This is a genomic window from Candidatus Laterigemmans baculatus, assembly GCF_010367455.1.
Classification (GTDB): Bacteria; Planctomycetota; Planctomycetia; order Pirellulales; family Pirellulaceae; genus Laterigemmans; species Laterigemmans baculatus.
In genome coordinates this window covers 68,984-85,693 of the sequence record NZ_WRPR01000126.1, presented here as the reverse complement: position 1 = coordinate 85,693, position 16,710 = coordinate 68,984, and the positions used below count along the sequence as shown (strand labels likewise).

15 protein-coding genes and 1 tRNA gene are annotated in these 16,710 nt (G+C 61.9%); all 16 read left to right on the top strand.

Going from position 1 to position 16,710, the window contains the following annotated elements; all coding sequences use genetic code 11:
* Positions 1-124 precede the first annotated feature (124 nt).
* The 16 genes from GNK13_RS19560 (at position 125) to GNK13_RS19485 (ending at position 16,709) form a co-directional block, all read left to right on the top strand.
* Positions 125-1,318 (top strand): class I SAM-dependent rRNA methyltransferase, encoded by a 1,194-nt coding sequence (locus tag GNK13_RS19560; protein WP_235935345.1) that lies wholly within the window; start codon positions 125-127, stop codon positions 1,316-1,318.
* A gap of 152 nt (positions 1,319-1,470) precedes the next feature.
* Positions 1,471-1,544: transfer RNA gene (locus GNK13_RS19555), tRNA-Arg, on the top strand.
* Positions 1,545-1,666: 122 nt separating this feature from the next.
* Positions 1,667-2,968, top strand: a complete 1,302-nt coding sequence (locus GNK13_RS19550; protein ID WP_164104247.1) for a tyrosine-type recombinase/integrase — start codon at positions 1,667-1,669, stop codon at positions 2,966-2,968.
* Positions 2,969-3,138: 170 nt separating this feature from the next.
* On the top strand, positions 3,139-4,410 hold the full coding sequence (locus GNK13_RS19545; RefSeq protein ID WP_164104246.1) for a hypothetical protein: 1,272 nt from the start codon (positions 3,139-3,141) through the stop codon (positions 4,408-4,410).
* Positions 4,411-4,457: 47 nt separating this feature from the next.
* The gene (locus GNK13_RS22135; RefSeq protein WP_164104245.1) at positions 4,458-4,835 is read left to right on the top strand and encodes a DUF1580 domain-containing protein; all 378 of its coding nucleotides are present in this window, start codon (positions 4,458-4,460) and stop codon (positions 4,833-4,835) included.
* The gene (locus GNK13_RS19535; RefSeq protein WP_164104244.1) at positions 4,832-5,122 is read left to right on the top strand and encodes a hypothetical protein; all 291 of its coding nucleotides are present in this window, start codon (positions 4,832-4,834) and stop codon (positions 5,120-5,122) included. Before GNK13_RS22135 ends, GNK13_RS19535 begins: the two co-directional genes overlap by 4 nt.
* A 173-nt stretch (positions 5,123-5,295) precedes the next feature.
* Complete coding sequence (locus GNK13_RS19530) at positions 5,296-6,321, top strand: hypothetical protein (protein ID WP_164104243.1); 1,026 nt, start codon at positions 5,296-5,298, stop codon at positions 6,319-6,321.
* Positions 6,322-7,966: 1,645 nt separating this feature from the next.
* Positions 7,967-8,410 carry a transposase gene (locus GNK13_RS19525; RefSeq protein WP_164104242.1) on the top strand — a complete coding sequence of 148 codons (444 nt, stop codon included), beginning with the start codon at positions 7,967-7,969 and terminating at the stop codon, positions 8,408-8,410.
* A gap of 822 nt (positions 8,411-9,232) precedes the next feature.
* Complete coding sequence (locus GNK13_RS19520; protein ID WP_164104241.1) at positions 9,233-9,811, top strand: hypothetical protein; 579 nt, start codon at positions 9,233-9,235, stop codon at positions 9,809-9,811.
* The gene (locus GNK13_RS19515; protein ID WP_164104240.1) at positions 9,808-10,884 is read left to right on the top strand and encodes a galactosyltransferase-related protein; all 1,077 of its coding nucleotides are present in this window, start codon (positions 9,808-9,810) and stop codon (positions 10,882-10,884) included. Before GNK13_RS19520 ends, GNK13_RS19515 begins: the two co-directional genes overlap by 4 nt.
* Positions 10,881-11,675, top strand: a complete 795-nt coding sequence (locus GNK13_RS19510) for a radical SAM protein (RefSeq protein ID WP_164104239.1) — start codon at positions 10,881-10,883, stop codon at positions 11,673-11,675. Before GNK13_RS19515 ends, GNK13_RS19510 begins: the two co-directional genes overlap by 4 nt.
* Positions 11,676-11,729: 54 nt before the next feature.
* Positions 11,730-12,323 (top strand): hypothetical protein, encoded by a 594-nt coding sequence (locus GNK13_RS19505; RefSeq protein ID WP_164104238.1) that lies wholly within the window; start codon positions 11,730-11,732, stop codon positions 12,321-12,323.
* 156 nt (positions 12,324-12,479) lie between these two features.
* Positions 12,480-13,292 (top strand): hypothetical protein, encoded by an 813-nt coding sequence (locus GNK13_RS19500; RefSeq protein WP_164104237.1) that lies wholly within the window; start codon positions 12,480-12,482, stop codon positions 13,290-13,292.
* Positions 13,293-13,405: 113 nt separating this feature from the next.
* Positions 13,406-13,834, top strand: a complete 429-nt coding sequence (locus tag GNK13_RS19495) for a hypothetical protein (protein ID WP_164104236.1) — start codon at positions 13,406-13,408, stop codon at positions 13,832-13,834.
* A 230-nt stretch (positions 13,835-14,064) separates the two neighbouring features.
* Entirely contained in the window at positions 14,065-14,550 is a 486-nt protein-coding gene (locus GNK13_RS19490) for a hypothetical protein (RefSeq protein ID WP_164104235.1), read from the top strand.
* Positions 14,551-14,735: 185 nt separating this feature from the next.
* Entirely contained in the window at positions 14,736-16,709 is a 1,974-nt protein-coding gene (locus GNK13_RS19485; RefSeq protein WP_164104234.1) for a hypothetical protein, read from the top strand.
* The last annotated feature ends 1 nt before the right edge of the window (position 16,710 follow it).

The following is a 16,710-nucleotide window of genomic DNA, read 5'->3' as shown; positions in this document are numbered from 1 at the left end:
CGCTCCCCGCTCCCCGCTCCCCGCTCCCCGCTCCCCGCTCCCCGCTCCCCGCTCCCCGCTCCCACCTCGCTTTTCCTCGGCTCTCTGCTAGGCTTCGGTGTTTGCCCCACCTGGAGTCGACCTGTTGGCCGCTGTCCCTACCGTTGCTGTAAAACCCTCGCGTCAGTTTCCGTTCCTGGCGCGTCACCCGTGGGTCCATGTTTCCTCGTTGATCGAGGCCCAGCCCGAATTGGACCGGGGGAGTGTCGTCGACTTGGTCGCCCATGACGGCTCTTGGCTGGCCCGCGGCCTCTACAATCCGGACAGCAAATTGCGGGTGCGGCTCTACAGCTGGGATCCGCAGCAGCCGCTCGACGAGGCGTTTTTTGCCCAGCGGATCGAGGAGGCGTTGGCCCGCCGCGTTTTCTGCGGCCTCTCGGGCCCTCGCCAGGCGGTGCGGTTGGTCTACAGCGAAGCGGACGGGATCAGTGGCGTGATCGTCGACCGCTATGCCGACGCGCTCGTCGTGCAATTGACCGCCGCCGCGATGGAACCCTATCTGGACGCGATCCTCGACCGCTTGGAGCAGCTCGTCGGTCCGCGGGCGATCGTCCTCCGCACCGATCCCAAGCTGCAGTCGGCCGAAGGGTTTCAGCGACCGAGCGGCGTGATTCGCGGGGCGCTCGGCGACGAGGAGCCGGTGCTGTACGAGCAGAATGATTTGCTGTGGAGCGTCGATTTACTGCGGGGGCAGAAGACCGGGGCGTACTTGGACCAGCGTGACAACCACGCCGCGGCGGCTCGTTACGCGGCCGGCCGCACGGTCCTGGACATGTGCTGCCACACCGGCGGGTTTGGCCTGGTCGCCGCGGCCCGCGGGGCGAGTGACGTGCTGGGGGTCGACGGCAGCGAGCAGGTGCTCGAGACGGCCCGAGCGAATGCCGAGCGGAATGGGCTGAGCAACATTCGCTTCGAGAGCGGCGACTGCTTTGATACGTTGGCAGCGATGGCTCGCGAGGGGCGCAAGTTCGGGATGGTCGTCGTCGATCCGCCCCGCTTGGCGGGAACGCGGAAGAACGTCGACGCGGCGCTGCGAGCCTACTTTCGGCTGAACCGTTCGGCCGTCGACCTGCTCGATCCAGGCGGGATCCTAGTCACCTGCAGCTGCAGCGGACGCGTCAGCCGCGCCGACTTCCTCAACACGCTCGTCGACGTCGGCCGTCGGGCAAGCCGCGACATCACGGTCATGGAAAGCCGCACCGCCGCCCCGGATCACCCGCTGCGAGTCTCCTGCCCCGAGACCGACTACCTCAAGTGCCTGATCTGCGACATCCACTGACCCCCACCCACAGCCCCTGGCCCCTGTCCCCTGGCCCCTGGCCCCTGGCCCCCGGTCTCCGGTCTCCGGTCTCCGGTCTCCGGTCTCCGGTCTCCGGGAGTGATTGACGAGCCGCCCGCAGCGCTGGCATACTAGCCCCCACACAACCACACGCACCCGTAGCTCAACTGGATAGAGCATCGGTCTTCGGAACCGAGGGTTAGGGGTTCGAATCCCTTCGGGTGTACTGAGACAAAACCCAGTCGAATCGTTACTCAAATCGATACCGGGCACCGTGCCCGTGCGACGTTTTCCCGCCAGCAAATCCGGTAGTCCTACCGGATTTGCCCGACACGGGGAGAAAAGCACGTGGCACGCGGCAAAAATCAAGCACCACCCGCCTATCGACTGCACAAAGCGACCGGTCGCGCCGTCGTCACCATTGGTGACCGCGACATCTACATCGGCGAGTACGGCACCGAAGATTCGAGGCGCCAGTACGGCCTTCTTTTAGCCGGCGAGACCGCTCCCAAAGCCAAGCGAGATCCGGAGCCGAGCGAACAGGCGATCACCGTCGTCGAAGTCTTGGCCGCCTTCTGGAACCACGCCCAGCGTTACTACGTCAAGAACGGCGAGCCCACGAACGAGCTCGACGCCCTCCGGCTCGTCATCCGCGATGCACGGACGCTCTATGGCCGCGAACCGGCCGAGTCGTTCGGACCCAAGAAACTGAAAGCGGTTCGCCAGCTCTGGATCGACCGGGGTCAGGCCCGACCAACGGTCAATAAGAACCAGAGACGGCTGACACGCATCTTCCGCTGGGCGGTGGCCGAGGAGCTCATCCCCGGCGCCGTGCTTCACTCCCTGACCGCAGTGCCTGGTCTCAAGAAGGGCCGCTGTGATCTACCGGAGCCCCCGCCCATTCAGCCGGTGCCGCTGGAGGTGGTTGAGCGGACGATCCCGCACCTACCGCCGGTGATCCAGGACATGATCCGCTTCCAGCTATTGACTGGCGCCCGTCCCGGCGAAGTCTGCACGCTCCGGCCAGGCGATGTCGACCGCTCGACCGACGTCTGGGAGTACCGAGTGGAAGGGCACAAAACCGAACACCACGGCCGGCAACGGATCGTCTACATCGGCCCCGAGGCCCAAGCCCTGCTGCGGCCGTACCTGCTGCGCGCCCCTGATCAGGTGTGCTTCTCCATGGCCGAAGCGGTCGAACAGCGCCGGCAGGCTGCCAGCGAAGCGAGAAAGACTCCGCCGAGCTGCGGCAATCGTCGAGGCAAGCGTTCCAACGCCGACCGCAAATCGACCGAGAGACAGCGGACTCCGCAGGTGTGCTTCGACCCGAGTTCGTACCGGCATGCGATCCACAACGCCTGCGACGTTGCCTTCCAAGCTCCGGAGCCGCTGGGACAGCGAGAAGGGGAGAGCAGGGCGGCTCGCGGCCGGCGACTCTCGGAAGCCGAGCGAGAAGAACTGGATGCTTGGCAGAAGGAGCACCGCTGGCACCCGAACCAGCTCCGGCACACCCGCGGCACCGAGGTTCGGAAGCAGTTCGGCCTCGAGGCGGCGCAAGTTATACTCGGCCACGCTGCAGCCGATGTGACGCAGATCTACGCCGAGCGAGACGCTGAGAAAGCTCGCGAAGTCGCCCGCAGGATCGGCTGAAGCGCGACGTACTCGTTCGCCGGCGACGGCCGGCGAACCCTCTGAAATATCGCCGCACGACGGTGCGGCGGTACGTGGGCGAGCGGATTGATCCCCGCGCGACGCGGCCGGCCGGATGCGCCTTTTCATCCAGCCGGCCGCGTCAGCCCGCTGCGAGAAAAGGCATCTCCATGAGCGGCGACCGCCAAGCGGCCGAATGGAAGGTCGTACTGACCAAGTACGATCCGTTCTACTGCGAAGGCGACTTTGAGGAAGAATTGCGGAGCCGAAAGGGCTTACCTCCGAAAGGCACCCACCTCGACGAGCGCGACGAATCTAAGCTGCAAGCGGCCGACACTACTGCTTTCTTTGACGTCGCCCGTGAGCGTTTAGTCGCTTTAAAGCCTCGACGGACAGCCCTTGTTTTCGACGAAGCCAGGTGGAACTGGGCGCTTCGACACCTAATCGAAGGCGAAGACGAGAGCACGGCAACGCTCGAGGAAATCTCGATGGAGGAAGCGTACGAGTGGGTCGAGGGACCTCCTTCTCCCAATGAAGCTCCTCCCGAACTGTACTTTCACGCGAACTTCGGTATTCCCGGAGTTGCTTATTTTCCGAACGAGCGTGGACTGTGGGAATTCGATCCGCGTGATGGCTGGTTCTTCCTCGGAGTAACGGGCACCACTGCCCAGACCCACAAGTACGTTTTCGCTAACGATCGTGAGATCATCGAGATCTCGAAGGTCGGAAAGGAAGACGTCGTCGCCGAGTACTCACCACTGATAGAGTCGATCAGCCGTTTGCTGGAAGAGGGACTCGTTTTGCCGGAGAGAATCCTTCAGAGCTGTTCCCTGGATACGCTTGCGTCAGAACTTGAGCACGCAACTCCGTCCACAGGCAGCAACGACCAGACCAACGAAACAGCCGCGACAATCGTGACGGAGTTTTTGGCGAACGGCTTGGGAACGGTAGCAACGGTATTCCCGGTTTCGATAGAGGCTGACAAGGAAACCTGCGACAACGACACCAGCGACGAAACCGGGGACGAGACCGGGGAACACCCTGGAGCATTGGAGCACCTGTGGCCTAGTGCCGTCATCGCGAACCTGACTGGGCAACCGAAAATCCTCGCCAACCTGATGAATGAAGCTGCAGCAAATCCCGAAACGGAAAACGAACGCACCCCCCGAAGACTACTTGGCCTTCCGAAAGGAAGTGTGGCGAAGGAGAAGGTCGCGAAGGCGTTCAGGTGGTCCGAGCGTTCCGCCGACAACAATTGGGAAAGCCTAAAGCGTCGCTTTCACGCCCAGCTTGATGAACTGGAAGCGAGGGGTATCACGGAGCCTCGAGGCGTGCACCGGTGGAAAAACCACGTTGTGATAACCGAGACTCGCCCCAAGAAAAGTAGCAAGAAAAACAACAAAAATAGCATCTCAGGTAAGAAGACAGGTTCTATCGAGTAGTCGTAGACTCGCTCGCATCACGTCACTTTGACACGCGAGGAGTCGCCATGGAAAACGTAGAATCAACGGAACGACTACTACGGCTCACGGAGGCCGTTGGCATAGTAGAACAGCTCACGAACGACAGACCTCATGTCGCATCGCTGCACCGCTGGGCCTCTCGTGGCCTGCGCGGCGTGAAGCTGAAAACTATATACGCTCTGGGCGCCCGGCGAACCACTGAGAAATGGCTGCGGGAATTCTTCGCAAGCGTTTCGGGCGAGGGAGCAGGGGAGCCGTCTACCGCGTCCCCTGAGCCCGACCGCCTCACAGCCATCGAGAAAGCCGAGCAGGCCCTCGATGCAGGGGGAATCTCGCCGATGCCCCCCGACCCGTCGGATAGCAAGAAGCGACGCCGCATCACCAGGCGTATCAGGCGATCGTGACGATTCGCGTGCAGAGCTGTCGCGATCGGTCTCAGCTGACGCGTCCCGCCACTCCCGAGCTCTCCTGCCGGGAGCGGGACAGTCAGCTCCCGACGCGACCGAAGACGCACCTCGCTGCCGACAGAGCTAACGCGGCCGCACCGTCTGGCCCCGCACCGGTTCCCCAGACGGCCGCCACTCCCTTGGCAGCGGAATGCCTCACCTGCTGCAACACCCAGAACTACCCGCTGGACTTGCGGGAAATTTCGGTGCTGCTCACTCCAAGTTGCTTCGGTTACCGCAACTAGTCCGAGCCTCTCGTCTCACGACGAACCGGCTGCCGCTCAAGGCATTTGCGGCCGCGGTTCGTCGAGCGCTACCCCCGTTCGACACGCAACGCTGAGGCGAGTCCGTTCCCTCAATCAGGCGAGTTGATCTCGCCCTACGCCGCCAACAGCATGCTCCCCAGAAAACCTCGAAAATGGCCAACCCCCTACGGCGCTCCAGGAGGCAGAGGAAATCGTGCCCCGCATCCGCAGAGACCATCGCCCTCGCCCTCGGCAAATTCGACCGCGAGCGACTCGCCGAAGATCTGTCGGCAAAACACAGGCTGATTCTCGGCCTCGAGGAGATGCTCGGCAGCCACTTCAGCTGGCTCTACGCCAAAGACGAGTTCCAGAAGCACGCGTACAGCCCACGGAAGATCCGCGAGATCCTCCCGAGACTCCAGGCGTGTGCCACCAGCTTCTCCGACGGCCAACCGAACGACGTCTGCAAGCTCCCCTTCATCTGCCCCTTCTGCGCCCGTAGCCGCGCCGAGGGCTTCAGCCGGCTCTACCGCCGAATGGCGCACGCCCGCCTCAAGAAGAACCGCTGGATCAACGTTCTCTTCGGCGCCGTCCTCGGACCGCTGATCCACGAAGATAACGTTCTCGATACCCTCCTCGAACTACAGCAGTACGTCACGGAAGTCCGCGAATCGATTCGCTGGCAAGCCAACAACGACCGGCGACGATTCGGAACGGCCGCCCTCTCGTCCGTCTACCAGCTCGACTTCTTCGTCCACTTCAACAGGCGTGTGACCACCCGGGGATTCCGCTTCCAGCCGCACTTGCATTACGTCGCCCAAATGACCGACCCAAGGTCGCCCCTGGACCTCATCGAGAAGTACCTCGAAGCGAAAGCCCACAAATTCGATTTCCGGCTCGCCAGCCGAGAAGTCATCCGCGTCGATCAGGGACGGCAAACCAAACAGTCCCACAGCGCCGAGCGACTAGCCCACATCGGCCGCTACTGCGGCTTCTTCGTCAAACCCTACGTCGAAACCGAAGTTCGGATCGCCTCGATCGCCGGGCTGCCGAAGCGATTCGAACAATTCAAGCGGAAGAACGCACAGCGCGAAGAAGAAGTCCTCACAGTGCCCTATCCGCACAAGAACCCAATCGGCGACCATAACGCTCGATTCGACCCCGAATCGAGGCTCTGGATTCCGCTTCCAAAGCGCTAACCGTAAGCGCCCCGGAGGGGCAGCTATCGAGATCGACGTACTACTACCCTTACAGACATCCCAGACCGGGTAATTGCGAGTAGGTCGATTCTGCTCGAGAGCTCTGTCATCCATCACCTACGCGGAGACCATTCAATGACAGTGAATAAGCCCGAACGCGGAACCGGTTTCGTCGAATACGCCAAAGCCGATTTGCGATTCCCTGCGTGAGACGCAGCAGAAACGGTTGCGGGGATCGATTGGTTTTGTCTTCCCCGCTCCCGAACAGAAGCAGAGCTGGGGGCTACCTGATTTCGAGGCGCCAAGAGTAAGCGCCCGAGAGAATCTCGCCCTATTTCCACAAGGACCCGACACAGATATGCCCAATTCCACCACCAAAGCGTCCTCTATTCACGGACAACCCCAAAAGCTCCGGGGACTCTGGGAGCGACTGCACAACAAAGCCTTCCACGAAGGCCTGCTCGGTAACGTGCCCTGGGCATGCAATCACGAAACACTACGCTGAAATTAACGAAGCCCGCCGAACCATCGGAACCCACCTCGAAAGCAGCCTCGACCGTGGCCCCCGTAGCCTCACAGACGCACGCCATACGGCTTCCGAGGCTCCGGGGCCGCCCGAAGTGATCCAAACGCCCCAGACGGCCTCTGAGGAGCTCGAGGCGAAGGTAGTCGCATGCCGGTGGGGATGAAGTCGCGCCGAGCGATGGGACGTAGTCGTGCCGACGTTTCCAAGGCGATCACTGTCACACAAGATCACCACGTGCGGCCCATCACTGAATTCGAGAAGACGCCTGCGACTGATTTGATCTCGAGTGTTCGTCGACGATGCCGCTCCCGGGACCGCTCGAGATTACAGGCCACTCCGAGGGAAGACTCCCGGAGGCGATCCGAGTTCCAGGAAGATCTGCAAGTCGAATACTGGCTCAGGACAATCCGCTCACCGCGATCCCGTGCACAGAGGATCTACTCGATGCCGGTACGCTCCATGAACGAGGCCCGAATCCGTCCGAAAGTTGCGACCAAGTACCCGAGGGCGCTAATGATAAGCGCCCTTGGACCTGCAAATTCGGAACGGTATGGGTGCAGTCCAATCCCGCCCGTCCACACAGACGAGGACCTGCTCCCCACGCGATACAGCTCCGAGGAGGCCCGGCAGCGATCCGAGAACCGCCGCGATCCACATCCTCAATTCGAGGGCAGCCGTTCCACGCCGCGCGCCCCCGCACCCACCGAGAAATGTCCACGAGCCGCAGTCGAGGCGAGGCGAACGCTGCGAGCTGGGAAATTTGATGGGACATCTCGATCCTGGGCTGAAGAAGCCTCAATCCCTCCGCACAGGCCCCGGAAGCCAAGAGGCAGACTCCTGGGACTCAAACGTTCAGAAGGGCCATGTCCACGGCTGCTACGGACCTTCGCTCAGCCGGTCCCGACGGTCACTACTGCCGGGATCGCTGCTTCGCCCCCACGAGCATCTGACCGGCTACTGACAGCCGTACCCTCGCCTTTGATTGAGGCCGTGCCGGACTTCGACGCGTCGTCTGTATTTATCGGGGACCAGCCATCCAGCAGCGGTTGTCGCCTCGCCTGGTAGCCTGATTGGGTAGCACCACATCCCGGAGTCATAACTTAATCAGGAGCTCCAACCATGGCTGATTCGCAATCCGACGACCGTCCGTCTCCGTACGCTTGGCGGCAATCGGTCATCCCTGACGAGTTGCCGATCCTCGAGAGCGATCTCACCGACGACCAGTGGCACGCTGTGTCCGGTGTACTCCGTCGCCCACATCAACCCACTCCAGGTCGGCCCCAGGAAATCGATTTGCGGGCGGTGCTCAACGGGATCCTGTTCCGCCACGCGAAGAACTGCTCCTGGAGGAACGTGCCCGAGAAATACGGCACACGGAGTTCGCTCCATGCCTATTTCCGCCAGTGGTCCGAAGACGGCACGCTGCACCGCGTGGCGGTTCGCCTCCGGATCGCCGAACTCAAGCCGCTCCACGACGAGTTGATGTGGCTGTACACGTACGACGAAAGGCTACGGAGAACACGGACCAGACCGGCCGACAGCAGCGTCCCACTCGGTCGCTGATCCAGGAGCTGGCCGATCTGATTCACTTCGAGTTCCCCGCCTCCCTCGCCCATATGGCCTCGCTGGCATCTTGCACCACGCGTCGCCGCTACAGGGGATTCTGCTGTCCGCTGCCGACCCAGTCCCTTGAGGACATCCTCCCAAGCTATCGCGTTGAACAGCTGGATCCGAGCCGCGCAGGTCTCTCTACGTCAGCCCACCAAATCGCAGAGTAGGTCATCTCTGTTGCTGGGTCGCGTGACGCCCGGTGCGACCGCTTCGCGTCGAATCATCGCCGCCAGCACAACCGTGGAGACCAAAAGGTGTCCAGATATTGTTGGAGGTGTGGCGGTGTCGAGGCACTCCGTCGGCCGCCATAAATTGCGAATCCACGGCCGCCGCACGAGATGGGTCAGGCCCCACTCGTGACCCACCGCGACACTCTCGGTGCGGGCGTCCAGCCCCAAAACAGCACCGCTTCCATGGATTTCCCGTGACTTCGAGCCGTCGACAACACTCTTAGCTACCGTAATCGCCAGCGACCACCCAGCTCGCGATGTTCGACAGAATCGCGACTGACAACGATCGCGGCCCTGTTTGAGCACCCGAGGAGACGCGTAGTCGACCAGCGGCCTCCCCCTACTCGCAGGGAAACGACGGCCGCTGCCACCTCATTTCCTAGATGGACCGTATCAGTCGCGCGGCAGATTATCAAAGCAACGTGATAGCCAGCCTCGGCGCCACCACGATCGAGGCCAAGGCGAGGGCGTCCCGCAGCCCACGTCGGTCTCGTTCCCCGAGGCGCTGTCCGTAGATCGGCTGTCGCTGCTGCCGTACCGGCTGATGCAGATTTGCCCGGCGTCGGGCGAGCCCCTGATGGTCAGCCCGCAGGCGGTCGACGATCGGATGAGCTACTTCCCGAGCGTCTACCGGACGGGCGGGAGCGATGGCAAGTCGGACATCCCGGCGACGATGGCGGACGGGCGGCGGATTGTCACCGAGCGGCCGGTGATTGTTCCCGATTCCAGCGGCGACGTGGCGACCGAGCTGGATTTCATCTGCGCCTTCTACGTCGTGGAGTCCAGCGGGGAACTGCGGCGGGAGTCCAAGCAGGTCGCGGTAAGCGGCGGCACCGGATCTCAGCTGGTCGTGCAGGCCGATTGGATCCGGGTGGCTGATTCCGACGTCGCCAATTCCCCGGTGAGCGATACCGACGCGGTGGCGACCCTGACCACTGTTGCCTCCCTGCTGCAGGCGCGAGAGTCAGCTCAGCCCCAGCACGTTCGCGTTTCCAAGGTGGCCGACGTCGGTGCGACGGGGCAAGTCGGGGGCATCCGGTACCGCGTGCAGATGTACCCCGAGCGGATGGCTGAGACGTCCATCGCTGTCAACTTCGTCCCGAGCGGGAGCATCGGTCTATGAGCCTGGGCGTTCCCTTGGTGGGAGAGCAGTCTTCCGCCGCAACCTCCGCGATTCTCTACAACGCCGATTCGGTGGTTCACGCTCTGCGAAATGCGGGCGAAGCGGACCGGGCGAACCGGCTGCGGGCGATGGTTCAGATCAAGCTCCCGCCGTCTGACATCCCCGACGATCTTCGTAGTGGCGTCGGACGCACGCTCTCTGACAGCGTGGCGTGGCTCAATCCGAATGCTCCCAACTGCCTCTGCCGTGACTTCGTTGCCACGATGAATCGATGGGGCACCGAGAAGTGCCGGGAGAATGTCGGGCGGCTGGCGAAGTGGATGATCAAGATTGCAAAGGGGAAGGCGGCCATCACTGAGGTGGAGGCGGCGGGGCGGATTCTTAGCGCGATCGAGAAACACGAATCCGACCGCACGGCAGCAGGGCAGGCGTGGCCCTTCGTGTGGACCTATTGGGCGGACGGTGCCGTGGGGGACGAGCTTCGGTATTCGATTCGATCGGTGCTGAAATATCAGCCGGGCGCCCGCGTGGTTGTGGTGGGCGACAAGCCCGGCTGGTACACGGGGGATTTCATCTCCAAGCCGCGGATTCGCAAGAGGGACCATCACGCATTCAAGGCCTGCTATTCCAAGCTGATTGCCGCGGCGACTGAATTGGATCGGTTCGTCTGGATGATGGACGACGTGTATTGGATCAAGCAATTCGAGATGGAGGAGGCCAACTGCATCTGCTACACGACGCCCGACGAGGCCAAGGCTCTGATTCGACGCGACCCACGGAAGCCGGTCAGCGGCAAGACCTACCGGCGAAACCGGAAGCACATCCCGCCCTACGGCGGAATTTGGGTTATCCGCAAGTCGCTGTTTCTCGAGGCCGGTGGGATGGACGAGGCGTTCATCGAGTGGGGATGGCAGGACGTCGCGTTTCATTCGGCGATCGTTTCGGCCGGAAAGGATCGGCTGAGGCTTCCGGGTCCGATGTTCCACCTATGGCATGAGACGAACCGCGGGCACCGCCTGCGCCGGTTCAACGAGCAGTACTTCCACCGATACTACAAGCACGTCCCGCAATGACATCCAAGATCAAGGTTCCGATCGTTGATTATCACGTCACCAACGCCTGCAATCTCAGTTGCGAATCGTGCAGCCACTTTTCCAACTTCCACGTCCGCGCGGAGCTGGTGACGCCCGAGCGAGCGATTGACGAGCTTCGCCCCTGGGCGGATCGTCTGGATCCCGACCTGTTCTCGTTGGTGGGCGGTGAGCCTACTCTCAATCCGCACCTTGCCGAAGTCACCGAAGCGGTGTCGGAACTGTTCCCGGGCAAGAAGCGGATCACGACAAACGGGTTCTTTCTGCACAAGCATCCGCGGCTCCCCGAGGTAATGAAGGCGAACAATGTTTGCCTTTGGATCAGCCTTCATCACCGGAGTCCGCGGTACCAGCAGCACGAGCGCGAGATCCGCAAGCTGGTCTACCCGTGGCTGATGGATGGGGTTGATGTCCGGTTCGTTGAGTCGGACGCGAAGTGGCAGCGGTTCTACCGGGCCACAAAAGATGGGATCGAGCCGATCGGCGGAAACCAGAGGAAGGCATGGCAGCTTTGCCCGTGTCGCGATAGCCACCCGATCTATCGCCGCCACCTTTGGAAGTGCCCACCGCTGGCCTACTTCTCGGATGTCGAGGCAAAGCTCGGCGACCAGGGGGAGGCGTGGGATTTGTTCCGCCAGTACAAGCCTCTGCCGGAGGACTGCACAGTGGAGGAACTGCGGGCTTTCCTTCGCGAAGACGAGCCGCAGTGCTCCCTCTGCCCAGACAGCATCCAGCTGTTCCAGCTCCCCGACCCGATCCCCCGGAAACACTGACGCTTGGCTTTTGCCCGGGGCACCGCTAGGACCTGGGCGGTGCTAGCGCGGGTGGTGGAGTCCGAGCTAATCGATCGGCCGAACATCGTCCTTCTGACCGTGGGGCACACCGGCTCCACCGTACTGTCCAAGATGCTCGGCACGCTTGGATGGAATCTCGCGGACGCCGACGACGAGTACGGAGAGAGCGTGAGCGTGCGGAATTGCAACATTGCGAAGGCGTGGGGGAAGATTCCGTCTGTGCTTGCCGCATTGCCCGAGCCGTGGGTGATTAAAGATCCACGGTTTTGCGAGCACCTCGAGCGGTGGATGCCGGGCCTGGAGCGATATTCGCCTACTCTCGTTTGGCTGACTCGTGACTCCAACGATACCCGCGATAGCCACACACGCCGCGGCGAGAGCGAAAGTCTGCTCAACAGGCGGCTGATGGCCGCGAAAAGGCACTTCGAGCTGTGGACGGGACAGAAGCTCCGACTCGACTACGACCAAGTGAAAGCAGCAGCATCGCTGTTCCGTCCCAATCCGTCGATCGCAGCAGCAATCTCCCCGAGTCGCCACCCAGCAGGCTTAATTGTCCGCAGAGCCCGCAGCGGAACTGGAACGGACGATCGTGCTGCCTTCCCTGATCGCCAGAGGGAGGTGCCATAAACGCAGACTCTTAGCCCCCTCGGTTTGACACCCTTTCCACCCCCCGGTACTATCGGGGGGGGGGCACACGAATGCGACATGCGGCTTAACTGAAGCCCTTGCCCTGTATGCTCCGGCAACCTGGCCAAAGATCAAATTCATCTCAGCGAATTCTCAATGGCGAAATCCTCGAAACACCTCATCATCATTGAATCCAACGGTAAGCGGAGGAAGTTCGCAAAACTCCTCTTCACGGGTGATGGATCGTATTCCCTCACCGCCCCCTATCATTCCGCCAGAAAGGCCGTCCTGTCGAAGATGACGGTCAATTATGACACTAACGAGCAGTGCGTTGCCTTTAGCGATGCCGTTGAGCTCTCGGAACTTGACGAAGGCAGACTGAAGATCACGCACCATCGGAGTGGGTTTGTGCAGTATTCGGGTGACGGTGTCCGTTCCGGTTTGGACGAAGATGGCAAGTCGAAGGGTCTCGGCGTCTTCTCGCGTCCGCTTGAAGAGGTCGGCAGTGGCCCGGCTATCGGCGCAGGAGTTCAAGGAATCGAAGAACTAGAAGAGACGGCCAAAGATTCCAAGCACGACCTGCTTATCGATATCGACGAGATACCGAAACTGCCGGGCTCAAATGGTGTCATGCTTGAGCTGCACTATTTCCAACCACAAATCCGTCGGTTTGTCTTTAAAGACTCAAAAAATCGAAATCGGATCGACATCATTCACCCTGCTGGATTCATCGTTCCGATGTTTGCCATTTTCGCACCCGAAGACTGCGAACTCCCTGGCCTCATTGGAGTGGAGTTATACGGACAGCAGTTTAGCTACGGTAAATCCGGCTTCTCCCTTTCCGGCCCCGGAGAGAAGGAACGCACCAACGAAAAGGGCGAGCTAATTGCTGACGTACTTGGCTGTATCTTTCCTCGACCGACCGATTTTGAAGGTGCCACGAGCCTTGACTACAAACCGAAGCCATAATGACAACACGATGCACCCAGATTCACCGACCGCGAGGTGTGCTAATGAATAGGGTGTCTGCAGTGGCCCACCGCTCGATCCCGTCACACCACAAAACAAACCCGAGTCTTATCATGCGGTTCAAAACACTGACCGTGGCGTTGTTACTGTGGCTCTCACAGGCCCACTATGTGCATTCGCAGCAGCTAACCGACATGGGCATGATGGCTACGGGCGTGCTCAGTCGAACTCGCGTTGGCGGCTCAGATTTCCAGATCGGCGACATGATGTACATGACCGCTCTCCAAGAGGCAGACTCCGGGAGCATGTATGTCTCAGCACACATGGAGTACCTCGACGACAACAACAATTGGCAGCCCGTTCCGACCGCCAGCAACGCACTGGGGAATGAGTACCGATCCGGCCGTTACCCTGGCGTCCGCGACTACGTGAAATTTGAGAACGCTGGCGCGAACACCACTCGACACATCTGCCTTTTCATGCCATATGGTGCGGCATCGCTCCCAACCAACAGATTCTATCAACGTCGTTATGTACTGTGACTCTGGGATGGAAACAACGAGCCTGTTTCAAGAACCGCACTGCCGGCGGAATCGGTCGAAACAAAGAACGACGAGTCCGGCAGATTCCTCATCGTCACAGTGAAAGCAAAAACCTGCGCAGCTATGATCGATGCGAACGGCGTGCCGATCCCCGAGGCTCTAGACGAAGGCACGCTTCGGTTCTTCAGCACACGCACCGGGCAGTTTGTATGTCCTGGAGGAACCGAGCAGTGACTGCCGTTTCCAATGAAACAAAAAAAGAGACATCCGAAAGATTGATTGGCATCTTTTTTCTTGGTTGCAAAATCGGGTTTCCATTAATCGGTGTAGCAGTGCTTGTCGCCCTGCTTACTCCATTCTTTGTGTCGGAACTTGACGGCAAGGTTTTAACCGCGAAGCTTACATTCACTGCCCTTGGCCTGCTGTTCGGAATCCTGCAGGTCTTCCTGGGGGTCCTTCTTGCTCTCGTCGGCGTGACCATTGACTACGATGTAGATGCTGGAGTCGGTCCTGCGAAGATCAAACTTGCGTCCGCGTCCCCAGGCATCCTGCTGCTTTTGGTTGGCAATCTGCTATTCGCATTTTCGCTGATGCGTGAATTCGAATTTACCAAGACCACCAAAGAGCATGTTCCTTTCCATAGTCCAACGCCGGACGTGCAAGGAAATGCGACGAATGAAGACGATCCCTTGAGGGGCTCCGGAGGACCAGAATAGGAACAGGGCAGGCCGGTTACATGCTTGTCCGCATCAGGAGGTTTGGCTAAGCGAGTTAATGTCCACTCAGAACGGTCGCAAACTGACCCACTCGCCATTTCAGCGGCTCGCTTGGCCTAAAAGGATTCATCGGCTACGATGCGGGCGGTGAAGGTCCGGCGATCATCCTCTTGGTGGTCGCAGCAATGGCTTACGATTACACGCCCTACGGCGGCAGCAAGGGACGCCCGGCCCCTCGCAGCACCAAAAGCCTGAACGATTTCCGCAAGCACACCAATTGGAGCGATCCAAGTGCGGCCCGGGAATTGGCGCTGATGGACCGCCAGGCGCGGCTTCGCTCTCGCAGCCGCGACCCTCTCTCCGCATGGCGGGCGCCGTCGGCCCCTCTCGAGACGGCCTACGGCGGGATGACTCTCCCGCCGTCTGCCCAGCCGGTCGACGCCCCGTCGATGAGCGATCTCCTCGGCCGGATCGATCCGCAGGCTGTTTCGGCGTTCTCGCGCCAGCCAGCTCCGGTGACGTCCACCCTGCCGCAGCGGCTCGCCCCGAACCTCGGGACCAACGTGACGGGCTCCGATCAGGTGCCGGTCTCGACTCAACGACCGCAGCCGATGGCGGCGGGGCCTCGGCCGCAAACTGCGATGTCCGCGGAGAACCAATCGCTCTACGACACCCTTGCCGCGGTGCAGGGGATGCGTGGCCGGTTCGAGAACATGCCCCCGTCGCAACCGTTCATGCAGCGGCAGCAGTGGGCGCAGGACGCCCAGGGGATGCAGCAGCGTATCGCCCAGGACGGCGCCGCGGCACTCGGCGGCCCGGGGGCGCCGCAGAGCCCCTATCACTCGGAGGCGTCGGTCGCCGAGTATCTCCAGCAGTTCAGCCGCCCCGGCGGGTACAACCCGATCTCCGGCGTCGGCGGCAGTGGCGTGATGCGGGGCGGCCGGTTCACCCCCACTCCGCAGATGGTCGGCGACATCCAGTTTGCCGAGCGGCCGCAGGTCAACCGCGTCTCGCCGAGCGTGGCCGAGGAGCTGGACCCGGCGCGGATGCAGGCTCGCCGGGCGCAGATGCAGCAGCGGTACGGGATGGACACGGACGGCGGCGGCCGACAGCCGGTCGGTCGGGAGCAGCTGATTCTCAGCCGGACGGATCTGACGCCCGAGCAGAAGGCGGAGTTCCTCGCCCGAAACGAGGCGTCCCGGAACGCACGGGAGGAGCGGCTCGCACGGTCCCGCGCCATCCGGCAACAGATGGCATTGGCGAAGCGTGGCGCCCGGATCGACCGGCTCACGCCGATGAATCCGCAGCAGATTGCGATGCAGCAGATGATGGCTCAAGATCCTCGCGCGGGCCTGCAGTTCCTCGCCATGGCGCAGCGCAACCAGCTCGATGCCCGGCGGGAAGCGGTCGAAGATCAGTTCCGGCAGACTCAGCTCGAGCAGCAGGCAGCCGAGGCCGAGGCGCTGGCTCAGTACCGGACCGGTATGCTCGGTCTGCAGCAGACGCAGGGCGATCAGCGTCTCCAGCTCCAAGGCCGGGAGTTGGATCTGCAGGAGCAGGGGCTCCGTCAGCCGCAGCCGATGTCGCAGGCACAGGCGAGCATGGTGAGCGAATTGGCTGGCTCACTGGCCGCGCGTGGCATGAGCGATATGGATGCCTTCCGCACGGCGATGGATGAAGTGATGGGGCAGCAGGGGGCCGCGGCGCCAGGCGGCGGATCGGTCGCCGGTACGATCGGCGCGGGGCTGGCCGGGATGTTCGGCGGGCTCTCGTCGGCGCTGCTTGGTGCAGGGGTCACGACGGGCGGAGGCAGTCCGGCCGCTCCGGCGGACCCGCTCCAGGCACAGACTCAGCTCAACACGATGATGCAGCAGGGAGCCCCGCTTCCGTCCGTGTTCCAGCTGCTCGGCGTGGGTGAGTCTCCGCAGGCGTCCACGCGAGCGTCGATCGGTGACGGTGGCGCCGGTCGCGCCAGCCATACCGATGTCCGCTCGCTGCGGGACTGTCCGTCCGATGAACCCGAGGCGTTTTCACTCCCGCGACGCAGTAGACTTGGCCAACGCCCTCGGCCTCCGCAAGGCTACGGCTGTTTCGGTCACCGTCATCGAGACGCCCGCGGGGCAGCTGCCGATCGATCATCCTCCCTCTCTCGCCGCTAAA

Excerpts from the sequence above, each read along its gene's own strand:
- GNK13_RS19495 (WP_164104236.1), top strand. The coding sequence starts at position 13,406 with ATGCGGTTCAAAACACTGACCGTGGCGTTGTTACTGTGGCTCTCACAG.
- GNK13_RS19485 (WP_164104234.1), top strand. The coding sequence starts at position 14,736 with ATGGCTTACGATTACACGCCCTACGGCGGCAGCAAGGGACGCCCGGCC.
- GNK13_RS19525 (WP_164104242.1), top strand. The coding sequence starts at position 7,967 with ATGGCTGATTCGCAATCCGACGACCGTCCGTCTCCGTACGCTTGGCGG.
- GNK13_RS19515 (WP_164104240.1), top strand. The coding sequence starts at position 9,808 with ATGAGCCTGGGCGTTCCCTTGGTGGGAGAGCAGTCTTCCGCCGCAACC.
- GNK13_RS19545 (WP_164104246.1), top strand. The coding sequence starts at position 3,139 with ATGAGCGGCGACCGCCAAGCGGCCGAATGGAAGGTCGTACTGACCAAG.
- GNK13_RS22135 (WP_164104245.1), top strand. The coding sequence starts at position 4,458 with ATGGAAAACGTAGAATCAACGGAACGACTACTACGGCTCACGGAGGCC.
- GNK13_RS19530 (WP_164104243.1), top strand. The coding sequence starts at position 5,296 with ATGGCCAACCCCCTACGGCGCTCCAGGAGGCAGAGGAAATCGTGCCCC.
- GNK13_RS19500 (WP_164104237.1), top strand. The coding sequence starts at position 12,480 with ATGGCGAAATCCTCGAAACACCTCATCATCATTGAATCCAACGGTAAG.
- GNK13_RS19510 (WP_164104239.1), top strand. The coding sequence starts at position 10,881 with ATGACATCCAAGATCAAGGTTCCGATCGTTGATTATCACGTCACCAAC.
- GNK13_RS19520 (WP_164104241.1), top strand. The coding sequence starts at position 9,233 with ATGCAGATTTGCCCGGCGTCGGGCGAGCCCCTGATGGTCAGCCCGCAG.